Source organism: Paenibacillus sp. FSL R7-0345 (assembly GCF_038595055.1).
GTDB lineage: Bacteria > Bacillota > Bacilli > Paenibacillales > Paenibacillaceae > Paenibacillus_AQ.
This window is the reverse complement of the sequence record NZ_CP152002.1, coordinates 1,212,478-1,228,838: the sequence shown is the minus strand read 5'-3', so window position 1 is coordinate 1,228,838 and position 16,361 is coordinate 1,212,478. Positions and strand designations below refer to the sequence as shown.

17 protein-coding genes are annotated in these 16,361 nt (G+C 56.8%); 12 read left to right on the top strand and 5 right to left on the bottom strand.

Annotated elements, in window-relative coordinates:
* Positions 1 to 45: 45 nt before the first annotated feature.
* A complete protein-coding gene (locus NST84_RS05180; RefSeq protein ID WP_342564566.1) occupies positions 46 to 897 on the bottom strand; it encodes a GGDEF domain-containing protein in 852 nt (283 codons plus the stop codon).
* 146 nt (positions 898 to 1,043) lie between these two features.
* Positions 1,044 to 1,625, bottom strand: a complete 582-nt coding sequence (locus NST84_RS05175; protein WP_342564565.1) for a histidine phosphatase family protein — start codon at positions 1,623 to 1,625, stop codon at positions 1,044 to 1,046.
* 210 nt (positions 1,626 to 1,835) lie between these two features.
* Here NST84_RS05175 and NST84_RS05170 point away from each other — a divergent pair, with 210 nt between their 5' ends.
* From NST84_RS05170 to NST84_RS05160, 3 genes are all read left to right on the top strand, one after another.
* A complete protein-coding gene (locus NST84_RS05170) occupies positions 1,836 to 2,993 on the top strand; it encodes a phosphodiester glycosidase family protein (protein WP_342564564.1) in 1,158 nt (385 codons plus the stop codon).
* Positions 2,994 to 3,026: 33 nt separating this feature from the next.
* Positions 3,027 to 3,986 carry a WYL domain-containing protein gene (locus NST84_RS05165; RefSeq protein ID WP_342564563.1) on the top strand — a complete coding sequence of 320 codons (960 nt, stop codon included), beginning with the start codon at positions 3,027 to 3,029 and terminating at the stop codon, positions 3,984 to 3,986.
* A gap of 112 nt (positions 3,987 to 4,098) precedes the next feature.
* Positions 4,099 to 4,551 (top strand): SRPBCC domain-containing protein, encoded by a 453-nt coding sequence (locus tag NST84_RS05160; RefSeq protein ID WP_342564562.1) that lies wholly within the window; start codon positions 4,099 to 4,101, stop codon positions 4,549 to 4,551.
* A 535-nt stretch (positions 4,552 to 5,086) separates the two neighbouring features.
* Here the strand turns inward: NST84_RS05160 and NST84_RS05155 are convergent.
* Positions 5,087 to 5,347 (bottom strand): hypothetical protein, encoded by a 261-nt coding sequence (locus NST84_RS05155; RefSeq protein WP_342564561.1) that lies wholly within the window; start codon positions 5,345 to 5,347, stop codon positions 5,087 to 5,089.
* A 442-nt stretch (positions 5,348 to 5,789) separates the two neighbouring features.
* On the opposite strand from NST84_RS05155, the gene NST84_RS05150 reads away from it, so the two are divergent.
* The 9 genes from NST84_RS05150 (at position 5,790) to cysC (ending at position 14,505) form a co-directional block, all read left to right on the top strand.
* A complete protein-coding gene (locus NST84_RS05150; protein WP_342566355.1) occupies positions 5,790 to 6,044 on the top strand; it encodes a FeoA family protein in 255 nt (84 codons plus the stop codon).
* The gene (locus tag NST84_RS05145) at positions 6,041 to 6,772 is read left to right on the top strand and encodes a FeoB small GTPase domain-containing protein (RefSeq protein ID WP_342564560.1); all 732 of its coding nucleotides are present in this window, start codon (positions 6,041 to 6,043) and stop codon (positions 6,770 to 6,772) included. Before NST84_RS05150 ends, NST84_RS05145 begins: the two co-directional genes overlap by 4 nt.
* Complete coding sequence (locus NST84_RS05140) at positions 6,750 to 8,159, top strand: nucleoside recognition domain-containing protein (protein ID WP_342564559.1); 1,410 nt, start codon at positions 6,750 to 6,752, stop codon at positions 8,157 to 8,159. The genes NST84_RS05145 and NST84_RS05140 overlap by 23 nt, the downstream gene beginning before the upstream one ends.
* A gap of 156 nt (positions 8,160 to 8,315) precedes the next feature.
* A complete protein-coding gene (locus NST84_RS05135; RefSeq protein ID WP_342564558.1) occupies positions 8,316 to 9,161 on the top strand; it encodes an STM4015 family protein in 846 nt (281 codons plus the stop codon).
* Positions 9,158 to 10,474 (top strand): STM4014 family protein, encoded by a 1,317-nt coding sequence (locus tag NST84_RS05130; RefSeq protein WP_342564557.1) that lies wholly within the window; start codon positions 9,158 to 9,160, stop codon positions 10,472 to 10,474. Before NST84_RS05135 ends, NST84_RS05130 begins: the two co-directional genes overlap by 4 nt.
* 22 nt (positions 10,475 to 10,496) lie before the next feature.
* The gene (locus NST84_RS05125) at positions 10,497 to 11,282 is read left to right on the top strand and encodes an STM4013/SEN3800 family hydrolase (protein WP_342564556.1); all 786 of its coding nucleotides are present in this window, start codon (positions 10,497 to 10,499) and stop codon (positions 11,280 to 11,282) included.
* A gap of 39 nt (positions 11,283 to 11,321) precedes the next feature.
* The gene (locus NST84_RS05120; protein ID WP_342564555.1) at positions 11,322 to 12,833 is read left to right on the top strand and encodes an STM4012 family radical SAM protein; all 1,512 of its coding nucleotides are present in this window, start codon (positions 11,322 to 11,324) and stop codon (positions 12,831 to 12,833) included.
* Positions 12,830 to 13,702 carry an STM4011 family radical SAM protein gene (locus tag NST84_RS05115; RefSeq protein WP_342564554.1) on the top strand — a complete coding sequence of 291 codons (873 nt, stop codon included), beginning with the start codon at positions 12,830 to 12,832 and terminating at the stop codon, positions 13,700 to 13,702. The genes NST84_RS05120 and NST84_RS05115 overlap by 4 nt, the downstream gene beginning before the upstream one ends.
* Positions 13,699 to 14,505 (top strand): adenylyl-sulfate kinase, encoded by an 807-nt coding sequence (gene cysC, locus NST84_RS05110; protein ID WP_342564553.1) that lies wholly within the window; start codon positions 13,699 to 13,701, stop codon positions 14,503 to 14,505. Before NST84_RS05115 ends, cysC begins: the two co-directional genes overlap by 4 nt.
* A gap of 176 nt (positions 14,506 to 14,681) precedes the next feature.
* On the opposite strand, the gene NST84_RS05105 is transcribed toward cysC, so the two are convergent.
* Entirely contained in the window at positions 14,682 to 14,864 is a 183-nt protein-coding gene (locus NST84_RS05105) for a hypothetical protein (RefSeq protein ID WP_342564552.1), read from the bottom strand.
* A gap of 54 nt (positions 14,865 to 14,918) precedes the next feature.
* A complete protein-coding gene (locus NST84_RS05100) occupies positions 14,919 to 16,337 on the bottom strand; it encodes a PLP-dependent aminotransferase family protein (RefSeq protein ID WP_342564551.1) in 1,419 nt (472 codons plus the stop codon).
* Positions 16,338 to 16,361: the final 24 nt, after the last annotated feature.

Genomic DNA, 16,361 nt, shown 5'->3' with positions numbered 1-16,361 from the left:
TATATCGGCTGCGCTGCCCGGACTCTTCATATTAAAGGACTGCGCTTAATTCGCTTTCGGTCTGCCCAGCCAGCTCACCGGCTGGATGACATTTCCCTGCTTGTGAACCGCATAGCGGCCTCTGCCCAGCTGCTTGGCATTGTACATTGCAGAATCGGCTTCCTTCAGCAGACGCACTGGATCAACCCGGCCCTGGCTTGCCGTAATGCCGACGCTGGCCGACACGAACAGCTCATGCTGCTCCAGCTGGTAGCTGCGGGTTGTTTTTTCCAGTACCTGCAAAGCCAGCTGTTCAGCTTCCTTATAGCTGCAGCGTTTGGCAATAATGACGAACTCATCGCCGCCGATCCGGAAAATATGCCGTTTGCCCTTGCTGGAAAACTGCTGCAGCGTACCGCCGACTGCCTGGAGCAGCAAATCGCCGACATGGTGGCCGAGCTTGTCATTGATCGACTTGAAACGGTTCAGATCAAGATAGAGGACAGCTAGCTGCTCATTGGGCTTGCAGTGATCCCAGAAGTGATCCATGCCATTCTTGTTGAACAGGCCGGTCAGGCTGTCCCTGTAGGCCAGCTCTTTCAACTGCTCCCTTTCGGCCATGATCAGTCCTGTCCGGTGGAACAGCCAGACGAGAAAGGACAGGGTCAGAGCATATAGCCCCAGCGGGACAAACAGGCCGCTGCCGGCCAGGCTGAAGCCGGATACAGCCTGTACACCAAACAGATGCATGCCGCATAATCCGCAGCTAAGCATAAGAATAATCAGACTCGTGCGCAGCGCACGGGCTTTCTGGCTTTTGGCCGCGAAATTCCGTCCAATCCGGAGAACGGAGTAGGCTGTCACTGCTGCGAGGAGGACTGAGAATATAGCAAACATATAATTTCGCGCTTCTTCCATGAACAGGAGCACTCCCTTTTGCTTTCAACTAAGCAGGACGGTTATCAAAAAGCAGGTAAACCTTCCTATGCTTATTATTATCGGCAGGCAGGTTCTGTTTCTCCATGGAATCTTTTGGATGACCATTCCGGCAGAGCAGGACCCGGTTAAATTCCGTAATGCTCCACACAATTGTAAAGGTCACAGGTCCAGGTATCGCCTGATTTTATAATCCGGGTAAGCGATGTATTCTTCAGCAGCTGGCTCAAGTCCAGGTCCGGCACAAGTCCGCTGAGCGCGCTGCGGAGGATCGCCCCGTGGCTGACCACCAGTATCCGGCGGCCCGGATGGCGCTCCGCAAGTTCTTCAATAGCGCTGCTGCCCCGGAGCCGTCCGGATTCTCGGGTCTCCAGCCCCAGCTCAAGCGTTCTCCAGTCTTTGCCCCAGCGCTCCACGCGTTCCTGCTCATTCGTTCCTTCAAGCAGACCGCCGCTCATCTCCCGGATTCCCGGAACCAGTCCTGCAACCGTAAAGCCGAGCCGGGCGGCGATCACCTCCGCCGTCTGTCTGGCTCTGAGCATATCACTGGAATAGACGAGCTCCCATTCCTCCCCGCTGAGCCGCTCGGCAATTTCAGCCGCCTGCTTTAGCCCTTCATCATCAAGCGGATTATCCGTATGGCCTTGTATGCGTGCTTCTTTATTCCAAAGGGTGCTGCCGTGCCGGATTAGACCTATCGTTGTTGTCATTGGTACAGACCGCCTTTTTTGCAGATTGAGATTGATTCTTTAGATTATATACGAAAAAGCCGACGGGACGCATGTGCCGGAACACAACTAACCCTTCTGCCGGTAATTGACGATATATATGAAGTGCCTCCGGATGCATCATTCTGGGCAGGTTCCATAATCATCCTGAACTACAGGAAATACCGATTGGAGTCAAAGGAGATTCTGTTTATGTTAAAAAAATGTTCCGCCGTCTGTCTGATTCTGTTGCTTCTACTGACCACGCTGCCCTCCCTTCAGCCGGATTCAACGGCCTCGGCTTCTGCAGCCCCCAAAAACGCCGTCTTTGTGGACAAAGCCAGCCAGTCTTATATTCCGCTGCGCTTTTTGAACGGCCTGTTCGGGAATACCGCGGTTCTGAATGCCTCCACGAAACAAATTGAAATTTCCGGGGAAAACGCCTCGGTTCTGCTTGCCGTAGGCCAAGCCTCTGCAACCGTTAACGGCAAGGGTGTAACCCTAACCGCTCTGCCCTTTAGCGGAAACGGCACCACCTATGTGCCTCTGTCCGTGGTCAGCACGGCACTGGGCATCAGTCTAAAATGGAATAAAGAGCAGGGTTCTGTTACCCTTACATCTGCCGGAGAAGAAGCGGTCCTGCCGGTGGTAAGCGGAGCACTGGTCAAACCGGAAACTTCAATAGCGGTCAGCGCCAAGCATACATACAAGGTCGGCTCCAGATCGTTCAGCGTGCAGACCGTAACCATTCCCCTGATGCATCCTTCTGTCCGCCTAGATGCTGTACTTGCCGGCAATACAGTCGGCAAAACGGAAGCGCTCGGCAGCATTGCCAAACGCAGCGGGGCCGTCGCGGCCATCAATGGTACTTTTTTTGATGCTTATACTGACGGAGCCTACAAAGCTCCCTACGGATACATTGTCAGCGGCGGCAAAATGCTGAAGAACAGCCCCGGCGACAAGCGGACTGTCTTTGCCTACGACAGCAATCTGCTGGCCGAGCTGATTCCGGGGAGTGAATTCAGCGCCAGATACCAGAGCGGCAGCATTGAAGGCGCGCTGCAGGCCGGTCCCCGGCTGCTGGTGAACGGCAGCGTCTCGCTGAATGTCACAGCCGAAGGCTTCAAAGACCCCAAAATCCTGACCGGCGGCGGAGCCCGCAGTGCACTGGGCATCACCCGTGACCACAAGCTGATCCTGCTGACCACCGGCGGGGCAACGATCCCGCAGCTGGCCCAGATCATGAAGCAGGCCGGCGCTTATCAGGCCATGAACCTGGACGGCGGTGCCTCCAGCGGCCTGTACTACAGCGGTAAATACCTGACCACTCCGGGACGGCTGATCAGTAACGCGCTGGTCGTTACCCGGTAATCCTATCCTAATGTAACGGGAGGGCTGCATCCGATGTCCAAAGCCGATTACATGCTGTCCATCCTCTGGATGCTGCAGCAGCGCAAAAGAACTGCCGCCGAGCTGGCTGAAGCCCTGGAGCTCAGTGTGCGGTCCGTCTACCGCTATATCGATGCCCTCTGCGCCAGCGGTGTGCCGGTCATTGCCGATGCCGGACCGGGCGGCGGCTTCCGGCTTCCGGAGCACTTCAGCACGGCGCCGCTCTTCTTCGATGACGATGAGCGGCGCGCGCTGGTGCAGGCTGCCGCCTTCGCGGAAGGCAGCGGCTACCCGTACATCGGGGCGCTGGACAGCGCGATCGCCAAGCTCAAGCGCTACAGCAATGACGAGCAGCTGCTGCGAATGCAGCGCCATGAGTCCGGCATGGAGATGCTCCATGCCCCTTCCGTTCCTCTGACTCCCCTGCTGGCGGAGCTGGAGGCGTGCGCTGCCGCCGGGCTGACCGTGCAGATGGAGTACCGCAAAAGCAGCGGGCAAGCGGCCTCTTCGCGGGCCGTCGACCCTTACGGGCTGGTACACTGGAAGGGCCGCTGGTATCTGGCCGGCTTTTGCCGTCAGCGCGGGGAGATCCGCAGCTTCCGGGTAGACCGGATTGTGCAGCTTGAGCGCAGCGGCGGTTCCTTCAGCCGGCCTGAAGGCTTCTCGGCACGGCAGTTTCTGCTGGATAACCTGCTGCCCGGTCCTGACCAGCAGGCTGCGCTTGTCCGGGTCATAATCGCCTCCGGCGAAGAAGTGCTGAACGATCTGTGCAGCCACTGGCTGTTCGGCCATTCGCTGGAGCAGCGCACGGCCGGAGAGGCCGTCTTCCTGCTGGATGAGACTACGCTGCTCAGCTACGCGCCGTACTTCCTGCTGCCCTACGGCAGGTCGCTGCAGATTATTGAACCCGCTGCCCTGAAGCGCAAGCTTACAGCTGCAGCTGCTGATATCTCCGCTTATTATGCGGAGTCATAAGGTTTGTCCGGAATCACTGACCGTAGCTGTCAGTGATTTTTTGGTATATTGTCCGTGTGATTAAGACACGCAGCACATAACACGCTGGGGAATTTCAGGAGGAGGAAATGTTATGAAGGCATTAAAGTATGAATTTTACATTGGCGCTGCGCCTGCCGCAGTCTGGGATTGTCTCGTTTCGTCTGACAAAGTGGCACAGATTTATTATGGCAGCACCATCCGTTCCAGCTTCACGGAGGGAGAAGCGCTTGAGTATGTATGCCCCGGTGCCGACGGCGACGAAACAGTGCACGTGTACGGCACTCTACTGGAGTACAAGCCTCAGGAGGCGCTGCGGTTCACGCATTTCGCCGGTCCTTCCTATGTGAAGGACGGCAAGGATTATGAATCTGTCATCTCCTGGCTGCTGACGCCGGTTGGCGGCTGCACCAGGCTGACGCTGATTCACGACGGCTGGCATCCGGATGATCCCTCATACGGGCCAAGCGACAGCGCCTGGTGGCAGATCCTCAGCAACATGAAGACACTGGCCGAAACCGGCAGAACGCTGGATTTTGGCGGCTGAGTGCCGGTTGTGCTGACAGGGATATGGTTGGTTGTATGGTTTACGGGTGGAGCTAAGCAGATCGGTGTATAGGTTACGTATGCGGGTGAGTGGCCAGGTGTAGAGCTTACGGGAGCGGGTGTGCAGGTCGGTGTATAGTTACGGATGCGGGTGGACGACTGGTTGTACCGATGGTAGGTACGGGTGAGCAGGTCTATTGTCAGTTTACGAGTGCGGGTCAGCGGCCAGGTGTCAGTTTACGGTGCGGGTGAGCTGTCAGTTGTAAATTTTACAAGTACGGTAGAGCGATTCAGTATACACTTTACAGGTGTGGTAGCAGCTGGTTGTACAGTTTACGTGTGTGGTAGCAGCTGGTTGTACAGTTTACGTGTGTGGTAGCAGCTGGTTGTACAGTTTACGTGTGCGCTTGAGCAAGGAACACTGTTTTGGAGCTAACCTTCCCACCCGGCTGGCGCTCCACAACAACTAAGTGGAAAAACGTCACCTAAATCAGCGAAATCGGCCATACCGAGAACACTAGATGGAAAAATGCTACTTAAATCAGCCGATTCTGCCCACAAAGCAGCATTTCGTGCGAATTAGGTGGCGTTTTTCCAACTAAATTTAATTGCAGCAAATAATACAAACAAATAGATAGCAAAAATCCAACTAACTCCATGACCGGACGTCTGCACCAGCTCGCTTCATGTTTATCCGCTAGAACATTCCGCATGAAGGCATTAAACTTTGTTTCCACCTGCACCCCCAGTTGTACCTGTCCCGGCAGCAAGTAACTTTTGCCGTTCAGGATATTCATTTCGCTACGTTAGCCCGGAATCATAATCCCGCTTCCCCTTCAACCACGCCATTCCGCCACTCAGACCAGAAACAGAAGCCGTTTTTCCCCATCACCTCGCCATCCTGCTACTCATGCCCTAACCATACTCTTCTCCCCTCCAGCCTCGCCATTCCGCCACTCGTGCCGTGCCAAGAGTCGCTCCTGTCATTCCATTCTCCACGTCTCTGACTCTGTCCCCATCTCCCCATCTCCCACAATCTCTACACTCTCTACACTCCCCTAAACTCCCGACTATCTCCCTCCAAGCGCTCCTTCTTTCCCAACGGAAACTTTTTTGTTCCAGGGACAAAGTTGTTTACATATACTAATATTGTGGCAAAGAACAATTTTTTATTGCATGTGCATAATGGAGACTTATTTAAGATCAATCCAGATAAAACATATGAAAGAAGGAACTGCTATGGCTGTAGCCGCTATTTCCTTGTCTGAAGCATTAAACGGCAGCACGCTGCGCATCAGCGGCATTGACGTTCAGGGCATCCTGCGCAGAAGGCTGCTTGATCTCGGGTTTGTTGTAGGCAATACCGTGGAAGTGCTGCGGCGCAGCCCGCTTGGAGATCCTGTCGCTTTCCGGGTAAGCAATACAACGATCGCCCTGCGCCGGGAAGAAAGCTCGCTGATTTACGGGGTACTGCTTGGAGGTGGGGAAGCATGAGCCATTATACTGTCGCTTTTGCCGGCAATCCTAACACTGGTAAAAGCACCCTATTCAACCTGCTGACCGGACTGCGCCAGCATACCGGCAACTGGGCGGGCAAGACGGTCACTACCGCCGAGGGAGAGTTCACCCATAATCAGCATGTCTACCGTGCTGTTGATCTGCCGGGTACTTACTCACTGTACTCTAACTCCGCTGATGAGGAGGCTGCCCGGGATTATATTATTTTTGAGCAGCCGGATGTGACGCTGGTTGTGCTGGATGCCACGTCGCTTGAGCGTAACCTGAATCTCGCCCTTCAGGTGCTGGAGATTACAGGCCGGGCCGTAGTGTGCATCAACCTGATCGATGAAGCGAAGAAGCTTGGCATCGATATTAACCTGAAAGCCATCGCGAGGCAGCTCGGTGTTCCGGTCGTGGCCATCTCGGCACGCAATCAGACCGGAATCGGGGCACTGCTGGACCAGCTGGAGCGCGTGGCGACAGGCGTCTTCACCGGCAAGCCGCTGAAGATTACTTATAGCAATGAGATTGAGCAGGGTATTGCCGAGCTGCTGCCGCTGGTGGAGCAGACGTTAGGCTCACGTTATCCCGCCCGCTGGATTGCCCTGCGGCTTCTGGACGGTGACAGCAGTCTGCTGAGCTCACTCAAAAGCCATATGGGGCGCAGCACAAGCCCTGCGCATAAGGAGGTAGCCGGACATGGAGTCACTGCATGCCATTAAAGGTACCGATCCGCTGGATTCCCTGCTGACAGCAGCCCGAAATCTGGCCGACAAGGGCGCAATCCGCGATGAGATTGTCACCGGCATATACGGGGTATCAGCAGGCATTTGCCGTGAAGCTGTCTCCTATCAGGATAAAAAGAAGCTGGGCAGCACCTACAAGCTTGACCGGATCGTCACCTCGAAGCTCTGGGGTTTCCCGATTATGCTCGCCGGGCTTGGCCTGGTGTTCTGGATTACGATTGCCGGGGCGAATTATCCGTCAAGCTGGCTGGCTTCTTTTTTCGGCTGGATTGAGGGCTATCTGACTGCCGGCTTTGAAGCTGTTAGTGCACCTTCATGGCTGCACGGCGTACTTGTTCTCGGACTGTACCGCGGTACCTCCTGGGTTATTAGCGTCATGCTGCCGCCGATGATGATCTTTTTCCCCGTGTTTGCGCTGCTGGAGAATTTCGGCTATCTGCCGCGGGTCGCTTTTAATATGGACCGTCTGTTCAAAAAATCCGGCGGACACGGCAAGCAGGCCCTGACCATGTCGATGGGATTCGGCTGTAACGCTGCCGCCATTCTCTCCACCCGGATTATCGAGTCGCCGCGCGAGCGGATGCTGGCGATTCTGACCAATAATTTCGTGCCTTGTAACGGGCGCTGGCCGACGCTGATCCTGCTGTCCTCCTTATTTATGGTCGGTGCCTCAGCAACAGGTGCGCTGCGCACCTTCTCCACTGCGCTTGTTCTAATGGGAATCGTACTGGTAGGCATCACCGTTACCCTGACTGTATCCTGGGTCATGTCCAAAACGATGCTGCGCGGCGTGCCGACCCACTACACCCTTGAGCTGCCGCCGTACCGCCGCCCGCAGATCTGGAAGACGATTGTCCGCTCCTCCAAGGAAAAATCACTGAACGTGCTGACCCGAGCCATTGTCGTTGCCGCTCCGGCCGGCATTCTCACCTGGATACTTGGCAATGTGGTTATCGGCGGGGACAGTGTGCTTAATCATATGGCGGCATTTTTTGATCCTTTTGCCCAGCTGCTCGGTCTGGACGGCTTCATCATTATGGCGTTCATTCTCGGGCTGCCTGCCAACGAAATTGTGCTGCCGATCCTGCTCATGGGCTACATGTCCTCTGGCGCAATGGTTGACGTTGAGGGCATCGGCAGCATCAAGGAGCTGTTTCTGAGCCACGGCTGGACCTGGCTGACCGCGCTGAATATGATGCTGTTCTCGTTGCTTCACTATCCGTGCGGCACCACGCTGGTCAATATCTACAAAGAGACCAAAAGCCTGAAATGGGCGGTGCTCTCCGCCGTCATTCCGCTCGGTATCGCCATCGGCGTCACCTTTGCCATCGCACAGATCGTCCGGCTGCTCGGCTGGGCCTGAGTATTCATATACATCCGCTTCTCCCGTAACTGAGAGTGGCGGGTGTTTTTGCGTTAATTTGTATCCATTCAGATGCTTTATGATCCCGAATTTGACTCCTTTTTGCCCAGATGTTAGGGTGAAACTGAATCCAACATTTTCCGGGAGGGATTACTGATGACGGAAGTAAAGCTTGCTGTCGGATACGATGAATATGAAGACGGCCAACGAATGAATACGGAGATTGAGCGCCTTAGCGCCAGCCCTGAGGCTGCGCAGCTGACCAGCCTCATCATCGGGGATTGGGGCCAGGCCTACGAGAACAGCTCGGATGAGGTTGTGGAGGCGCTTGTTAAGCACAGCGGAAGCTTTCCGGCCCTGCGCAAGCTGTTTATCGGAGACATGAGCTACGAGGAATGTGAAATTTCGTGGATAACGCAGACCGATCTCTCCCCCCTGCTCCCTGCCTACCCGGAGCTTCAATCACTCACCATACAAGGCGGGACCGATCTTGGCCTCAGCAAGCTGCAGCATGACAAGCTGGAGGAACTGATTATTATTACAGGCGGTCTCAGTAAAAAAGTGCTCGCCGAGATCGCAGCCGGCTCTTTGCCGAATCTGCGCAAGCTGGAGCTCTACCTCGGCGTCGATAATTATGGATTTGACGGAAGTCTCGAAGATCTCCTGCCGCTGATCCAACCGGAGAAGTTTCCGAAGCTGACCTATCTCGGGCTAAAAAATAGTGAAATTGAGGATGAGATCGCCGAGGCGCTGGCTAATGCACCTATCCTCGATCAGCTTCATACGCTTGACCTGTCGCTTGGAACGCTTAGTGACAAGGGCGCGGAGGCGCTGCTGGCCATTGAGCGGATCAAAGGCCTGCAGACACTGGACTTAAGCCATCATTATATGTCGGATGAGATGATAGCCCGCTGGAAAGCCACCGGCCTGCCGGTTAATGTCAGCGACCAGCAAAAAAGCGATGACGACGAAGACTGGCGTTATCCGTCCATCACTGAATGATGCAGGAAGCGCAGCCGCTGGTCCTGCTGTGCAGCCCCGGCGACAAGCGTTCGGCCGGGATTCAGCAGGCACGCAGCAGGCTTGGGCTGCCCCCTGCTCTGCTCATTTCGTACCATGAGCTGCTGCAGGGTGCTTCGCTGGCGGAGCTGCTGGAGCGCCAGGCACAAGGCGGCCGGGTAGCGGAGCTGCTGGAGCGGCAAGCACTGGGCGGACTGACGGCTGGGCAAGCAGAGCAGCAAATGCCAGCCGCACAGGCTGTCCCGCTGCTGCGGCTGGAGTCGCCCGGCGGCAGCTTCGAAGCCGAGCGGGCCCTTATTGCTCTCGGCGCCCCGGATACCGGGGAGCAGGATGATTCGCTGCACCCCTTCGGGCAGCAGTGCGATCCCTACCCGCTCAGCGTCCGGGCCGCCGGACGGCTGAAGGATACGCCGGGTGTGCTACACCACCCGTCCCAGTGGTTCCGCGGCTACTGCCGGCTGCTGGCCAGGCTTCAGCGCGAAGCCGCCGCACTGCTGCCGGCCGCCCGCTGGCAGAATCATCCCGGCGATATTGCCGGGATGACGGACAAGCGCCGGACGCAGCAGCTTCTGGCAGCGGCCGGCGTTCCGGTTCCCCGGCCGCTTGGCGGCAGCCAGCCGCCGAGCGGATATGAATCGCTCAGGGAGCTGATGCTGGCGGAGCGGATGCACCGGGTCTTCATCAAGCTGGCTTGCGGCTCAGCCGCTTCCGGCGTGGTTGCTTATCAGATTAATCCAACCACGGGGGCTGAGCTGGCTGTGACTACCATCGGGGTCGAGCAGTACATTACCCGTCCCCCAGTGTACTATAATGCCGGTAAGCTGCGGCGCTACACGGACTCTGCAGTCCTGAAGGAAATCATTAACTGGCTCTACAGTCACGGCGCATATGCCGAGCAATGGATTCCCAAGGCCGGATTAGCAGGAGGTTCCTTTGATATCCGCCAGCTGGTCGTCCTTGGTGAAGCCGGCCATTCTGTAGCCCGGGTCAGCACGACACCGATTACTAACCTGCACCTGCGCAGCCGGCGGATGACACCGCTGGAGGCCGGACTGACGGAAGCGGAGCAGGAACAGGTACGGCGCACAGCCGTGCAGGCACTGGCCGCTTTCCCCCGCTCGGCGGTCGCAGGAATCGATGTTCTTGTCTCTTCCGGGTCAGGCGGCGTAAAGCGCACTTATGTGGCTGATGTGAACCCTTTTGGCGACCTGCTGTACGATGTTGAATATGAAGGCCTCGGCACTTACGAATGGGAAATGAAAAAACTGACGGAATACCGGACTTTATCCACTTAGAAAGGGTGCTATATTAACGATCATGACTGATATGAATGCCATTGTCGGCACCCATGATATTCTGATGATTACGCTCGATACCCTGCGTTATGATGCTGCCGTGCTGGAGGAAGGTAACTGCCCTAACCTTTGCGGCACCGGCTCCTGGGAAAAAAGGCACACCCCCGGCAGCTTCACCTACGCCGCACACCATGCCTTTTTCGGCGGCTTCCTGCCGACTCCCGCTAACACGGACAAAGCCTCCCATGTGCGGCTGTTCCATTCCAAAAACACCGGGATGAAAACCCATCCCCACACCTGGCTGTTCGACACCCCGGATCTTGTATCCGGACTTGCCGGAGAGGGCTATCGTACAGTGTGCATCGGCGGGGTTATTTTTTTCACCAAAAAAGTGCCCTTAGCTCGCATCCTGCCCGGTTACTTCCAGCAAAGCTACTGGCGGATGACCTTCGGTGTCACGAATCCGCGCTCCACGGAGCATCAGGTGAATCATGCCTTGAAGGTGCTGGACAACACCCCGCTGGATCAGCGGCTGTTCCTGTTCCTCAACGTGTCTGCCATTCACGGGCCTAACCACATGTTCCTGCCGGGTGCCCGGAAGGATTCCGTAGACAGCCAGCGCGCCGCCCTGCGTTATGCCGACGGGGAGCTGGGACGGTTGTTCGCGCGGTTCCGGGAACGCGACAATCCGGTTTTTTGCATGGCTTTTTCAGACCATGGCACCGCCTACGGGGAAGATGGCTATGAGGGGCACCGGCTGGCACATGAGACGGTTTGGAATGTCCCTTACCGGGAGTTTATCCTCTAGCCTGGTACACCGGTTCAATCCGGATGAAAGGAGAAACGTATGACGTCTACCGGCAACTTTTTGCAGCAACCCAGTACAAATGACGTAAGACCGTCTCTCTCTTCGGGGGAGGCCGAGCAATGGAAACAGCAGATCACCGCTAATCCGTACCGCAATTATCTCTACTCTTATCCGCACAAAACCGCGTACCGCGATTTCCAGCCGCCCGTTTCTCTGGAGCAGCTGTGGCTCAATGAGCCTGCGGAAACGTTCTTTCTATATATGCATATCCCGTTCTGCGGCGCACGCTGCGGCTTCTGCAACCTGTTCACCCTGCCGGACAAGCGTGCTGATGTTCATGCCCGCTATGTTGATGCGCTGGAGCGGCAGGCCCGGCAGTGGTCGGCCTTTACCGGCCATAAGCCTTATGCCCGGTTTGCCATCGGCGGCGGTACGCCGACCCTGCTGGCTGCACCGCAGCTGAGCCGGCTGTTCCGGATTGCCCGGGAAATTATGGGCCTGGACACCTCCCGGGCTTCGATCTCGGTGGAAACCTCTCCTGAGACGATTACGGAAGAAAAGCTGTCTATCCTCAAAGACAACACCGTCGACCGCGTCAGCATGGGGATTCAGAGCTTTGTCGCAGCCGAATCGGCAGCTATTTACCGTCCGCAAAATCCTGAGGTGGTATACCAGGCACTGGAGCTGCTCGGGAGGTACCAGTTCCCGATCCTCAATCTCGACCTGATCTACGGGCTGCCGGGCCAGACGGTGGATTCCTGGCTGTACTCGCTGGGACAGGCGCTGCTGCATGAACCGCAGGAGATTTTTATCTATCCGCTCTACACCCGCGAGCATACGATCGTGAAGCCGGGCGATTTGCTGCGTCACGAGGATCTGCGGCATGAGTGCTATATTGCCGCCTGCCGCCTGCTCGCTGAGCATGGCTACCGCCAGTATTCGATGCGGCGGTTCGCCAAAGAAGAGGCCGGCACGGACAAGGCCATCCTCGACTACAGCTGCCAGGAGGAAGGCATGGTCGGGCTCGGCTGCGGCGCCCGCTCCTACACGCGGGAGGTGCATTACGCCTCCCGCTATGGGGTCAGCCGCAAGGCCACGGAGAGCATCATTGCCGACTACGTGTCAGCGGAGCGTTATGACACGGCAGATTACGGCATCGTGCTGAGTCTCGCCGAGCAGAAGCGGCGGTTCATTCTGAAGGCCATCCTGCACAGCGAGGGGCTGCGGCTGGCTGATTACAGCGAACGCTTCTCAACTTCGCTGTGGGACGACTATCCCGAGCTTGGCCTGCTGCTGGAGAGCGGTTTGGGTGAGCTGCAGTATGAGGACCGGAGTGTGGAGCTGCTTGAGGACCAGCACGGGGATCAGGGTGTGACTCAGAATGATGCACGGGATACTATTCAGGATGATGAACACCGTGATGCTCAGCGCGGGGACCAGAATGATATTCTGCGGTTAACCCCTGAGGGGCTGGGTTACTCCGACTCGATCGGTGACTGGTTTATCTCGGGGGACATCCGGGAGCGTATGGAAGGATTTATTTTGCCATGAATGCGGTGCTCTACTATAGAGGAGCCCTCACCTCCTGCAATTATGACTGCCCCTACTGCCCGTTCGGCAAAACCAGAGACAGCGCAGCAACACTGGCCAAAGACCGCGAAGGCGTTGAGGCCTTTGTCCGGTGGGCTGCGGAGCAGGGTGAAGCGGGGCACCGGCTGTCTATCTTTTTTAATCCTTATGGCGAAGGCTTGATCCACCGCTGGTACAGAGATGCGCTTGTTACCCTTTCCCGCCTCCCGCATGTAGACAAGGTTGCGATTCAGACCAATTTGTCGGCTAACCTTGCTTTTCTGCCGGAACTGAACCCTGCCAAAGCCTCCTTCTGGGCTACCTATCACCCGGGACAGGTTAGTGAGGATAAATTTCTGGCCCAGTGCATGGCTGTCCATCGGCAGGGGGTTCCGCTTAGTGTGGGCAGTGTGGGCATCCGCAGCGCTTTTCCGGCGATTGCTTCGCTGCGGGCCGCCCTGCCGGACGAAGTCTACCTGTGGGTGAACGCCTACAAAGACAAGCCGGATTACTATACACCTGAGGATCTCGCTTTTCTTAGCGGTATTGATCCGCATTTTCGTATTAATGCCGCCGACTATGACAGCCTGGGCAGAAGCTGCAATGCCGGCAAACATGTTTTTTATGTCCAGGGCGCCGGCACCGTAAAACGCTGTTATAAAGACCGTGGTGTCATCGGCAATCTTTACCGCGACGGACTTGAGGGACTCGCTGCTGAACGGAGCTGCCGGATGAAGGTCTGCGACTGCTACATCGGATACATCCATATGCCCGAACTCCAGCTGGAGCAGGTATACGGCCGGGGTCTGCTTGAGCGGATCCCTTATGGGATAACGGAGGTGAGAGTATGAGAGCAGATGGTGAAAGTTCCGGAATAGCTCAGGTCGGTGCAGCGGCTGTAGCAGATGATAGGACTGGGGCGGTTTGCGATCAGGCGGCAGCTCAAGGAAATGATGAGTCAGGAGCGGCTCACGATGATGCTGCATACCGGGTTGATGACGGAACTGCTGTCGCGTCCAACTGGCCGGATGTTGGGGCTGGAGTGACTACAGATGGTTCGGTAAGCCGGGCGGATGTTGGGGCTGGAGTGACTTGTGACGGGAGGACAACCGGCGTCGCTGATCAAGGCATGACAATCTGGCTGACCGGTCTGTCCGGCGCTGGCAAATCGACCATTGCCTCTATGCTGACGGACAGGCTGACCAAATTAGGCATTGCCGCTGAGTGGCTGGACGGAGACGAACTGAGACGCGCGCTCGGCAAAGGACTCGGCTTCAGCCGGGAGGACCGGTTCGAGAATATCCGCCGGGCGGTGTACCTTGCTGACATGCTTAACCGTCATGGTGTGGTTACTGTAGTCTCACTCATCAGCCCTTACACGGAGATGCGTGACTATGCCCGTCAGACTCTTCCGCGTTTCGCTGAAGTCTATGTAGACTGTGCATTAGAGGTCTGCGAATCCCGGGACGTCAAGGGACTGTATGCCAAAGCCCGCCGCAGCGAAATTCCCTCGTTCACCGGTATTTCCGATCCTTATGAGATACCGCCCGGTCCCGAGCTGACGCTCCACACAGCCGGTCAGACGCCGGAGGAAAGTGTTAACACACTATTAGCCTGGCTTACGGAACACACTTCTCTAAAACTAAATCAATAAACAAAGCGCGCCCTGTCTGCTCATCCAGACAGGGCGCGCTTTGTTTGTGGCTGGTTACTTGGTATGGAGTGCTACTCCGAGGAATAGCAAGTTTTAGATAGGGAGCTACTACTATTGTTTGGCTCAGATTCATTTCGTTTTGCGGGCTAGCGGGCAGCAAGCAGATGGATTATGGATCAAAGGGATTTTTCCCTTTGATTCCACTCCCTAGCCCACTTCCAGGCCAATTCAAAGGCATTTTTGCCTTTGATTCCACCCCAAAGCCCACTTCCAGCCAATTCAAAGGCATTTTTGCCTTTGATTTCACTCCCTAGCCCACTTCCAGGCCAATTCAAAGGCATTTTTGCCTTTGATTTCACTCCCTAGCCCGGCTCCCGGCCCATCCAACAGTCCTCCCGTCGGACGCCGAACGGTCACAGCTCCCGCGCCAGCCGCACCAGCTTGCGCATCCCCTCGCGCAGCACGTTCTCACTGGCGAAGGAATAGCTGAGCCGCAGCCAGGAGGTCATCTCCCCGAGCGGGTCGCACAGCTCACCCGGAACGAAGGAGATGGACTGCTCCATGCTGTGCTGGAACAGCGCGGCAGCGGAGACGGACTCCGGCAGCTTAATCCACAGGTTCAGCCCGCCCTCCGGCGCGCTCCACTCCCAGCCGCTGCCGGCCAGCTCCTCCTCCATAATCTCCTTATGCACCTGCAGCGCAATCCGCAGCTTGCCCAGATGCTGCTGCAGGCGCGGCGAGGTGTAGTAGTGCAGGAAGATTTTCTGGTTCAGCAGCGGCGAGCCGTTGTCGGCCATCGACTTGGCCGTAATCAGCCGCTCCATGAACGGATGGCGGCAGGCCACCGCGCAGATCCGCAGGCCCGGCGCCACGTATTTGCTGAAGCTGCTGATGTAGATGACCCAGCCTTCCGTATCGTAGGCGAAGAACGGCGCCGGCGGCGCCTCGCCGAAATAGATGTCGCGGAAAGGGTCATCCTCGACCAGCAGGCAGCGGTACCGCTCGGCCAGCTCCACCAGCAGCTTACGCTGGCGCGCCGGCACGGTGTAGCCGGTCGGATTATGATGGGTCGGGTTGATGTAGAACATCCGCGGCCGGCAGGTGCGCATCAGCTCCTCGACCGCCTCCAGGTCATAGCCCTCCGGCGTGATCGTAACCGGCAGCAGCCGGGCACCCGCCCGGCGGAAAATATCCAGGGCCACACTATACGTCGGCCGCTCCACCAGCACATAATCCATCGGCCCGAGCACCAGACCGGCAATCAGATTGATCGCCTGCTGGGCCCCTGAGGTAATCAGCAGTTCAGCAGGCGACAGCTGCAGCTTGAAGTGCTCCTGATAATGCCGGCTCAGCACGCCGCGCAGCTCAAGATCGCCCTGAACAGAAGAATACGTGCCCATGACCTTGGGATAGAGGTCGAACACTTTTTTAACATAATCAGACAGAAACAGGTTCGGCAGCAGACCCGGATCGATCAGCGCCTGCGAGAACTGGTACTGGACCGGCATCCGCTGAATATCGGACATGGGATTGGTCAGCGAATAAGCGGGCCCCCCGGCAGCTGCTTCGGCCGCAGGCTCCTCCCGCAGCATGCCGGCAGGCGCCACATAATAGCCGGATTTGTCTTTTACATAGACTCTGCCGCTGCTGGCCAGCTCCCGGTACGCCTTAAAAACAGTCAGCCGGTGCACCTGCAGCTCCTCAGCCAGCATCCGGATCGACGGCAGCTTGTCATGCACCCTCCATTCCTCCCGCATAATCCGGTTCACCATATAATCATAAACCTGCCGGAAAAGCGGATGATTCTGCTCCATGTTGACCGGTTGTTTCATAAGCGTATGCACTCCCCTCAGCAA

What these genes read in the sequence shown, in the direction of transcription:
- NST84_RS05115 (WP_342564554.1), top strand. Translation starts at nt 12,830, where the DNA reads ATGAATGCGGTGCTCTACTATAGAGGAGCCCTCACCTCCTGCAATTAT.
- NST84_RS05120 (WP_342564555.1), top strand. Translation starts at nt 11,322, where the DNA reads ATGACGTCTACCGGCAACTTTTTGCAGCAACCCAGTACAAATGACGTA.
- NST84_RS05125 (WP_342564556.1), top strand. Translation starts at nt 10,497, where the DNA reads ATGACTGATATGAATGCCATTGTCGGCACCCATGATATTCTGATGATT.
- NST84_RS05175 (WP_342564565.1), bottom strand. Translation starts at nt 1,625, where the DNA reads ATGACAACAACGATAGGTCTAATCCGGCACGGCAGCACCCTTTGGAAT.
- NST84_RS05130 (WP_342564557.1), top strand. Translation starts at nt 9,158, where the DNA reads ATGATGCAGGAAGCGCAGCCGCTGGTCCTGCTGTGCAGCCCCGGCGAC.
- NST84_RS05100 (WP_342564551.1), bottom strand. Translation starts at nt 16,337, where the DNA reads ATGAAACAACCGGTCAACATGGAGCAGAATCATCCGCTTTTCCGGCAG.
- NST84_RS05180 (WP_342564566.1), bottom strand. Translation starts at nt 897, where the DNA reads ATGGAAGAAGCGCGAAATTATATGTTTGCTATATTCTCAGTCCTCCTC.
- NST84_RS05170 (WP_342564564.1), top strand. Translation starts at nt 1,836, where the DNA reads ATGTTAAAAAAATGTTCCGCCGTCTGTCTGATTCTGTTGCTTCTACTG.
- cysC (WP_342564553.1), top strand. Translation starts at nt 13,699, where the DNA reads ATGAGAGCAGATGGTGAAAGTTCCGGAATAGCTCAGGTCGGTGCAGCG.
- NST84_RS05155 (WP_342564561.1), bottom strand. Translation starts at nt 5,347, where the DNA reads ATGAATATCCTGAACGGCAAAAGTTACTTGCTGCCGGGACAGGTACAA.
- NST84_RS05165 (WP_342564563.1), top strand. Translation starts at nt 3,027, where the DNA reads ATGTCCAAAGCCGATTACATGCTGTCCATCCTCTGGATGCTGCAGCAG.
- NST84_RS05140 (WP_342564559.1), top strand. Translation starts at nt 6,750, where the DNA reads ATGGAGTCACTGCATGCCATTAAAGGTACCGATCCGCTGGATTCCCTG.
- NST84_RS05150 (WP_342566355.1), top strand. Translation starts at nt 5,790, where the DNA reads ATGGCTGTAGCCGCTATTTCCTTGTCTGAAGCATTAAACGGCAGCACG.
- NST84_RS05135 (WP_342564558.1), top strand. Translation starts at nt 8,316, where the DNA reads ATGACGGAAGTAAAGCTTGCTGTCGGATACGATGAATATGAAGACGGC.
- NST84_RS05160 (WP_342564562.1), top strand. Translation starts at nt 4,099, where the DNA reads ATGAAGGCATTAAAGTATGAATTTTACATTGGCGCTGCGCCTGCCGCA.
- NST84_RS05145 (WP_342564560.1), top strand. Translation starts at nt 6,041, where the DNA reads ATGAGCCATTATACTGTCGCTTTTGCCGGCAATCCTAACACTGGTAAA.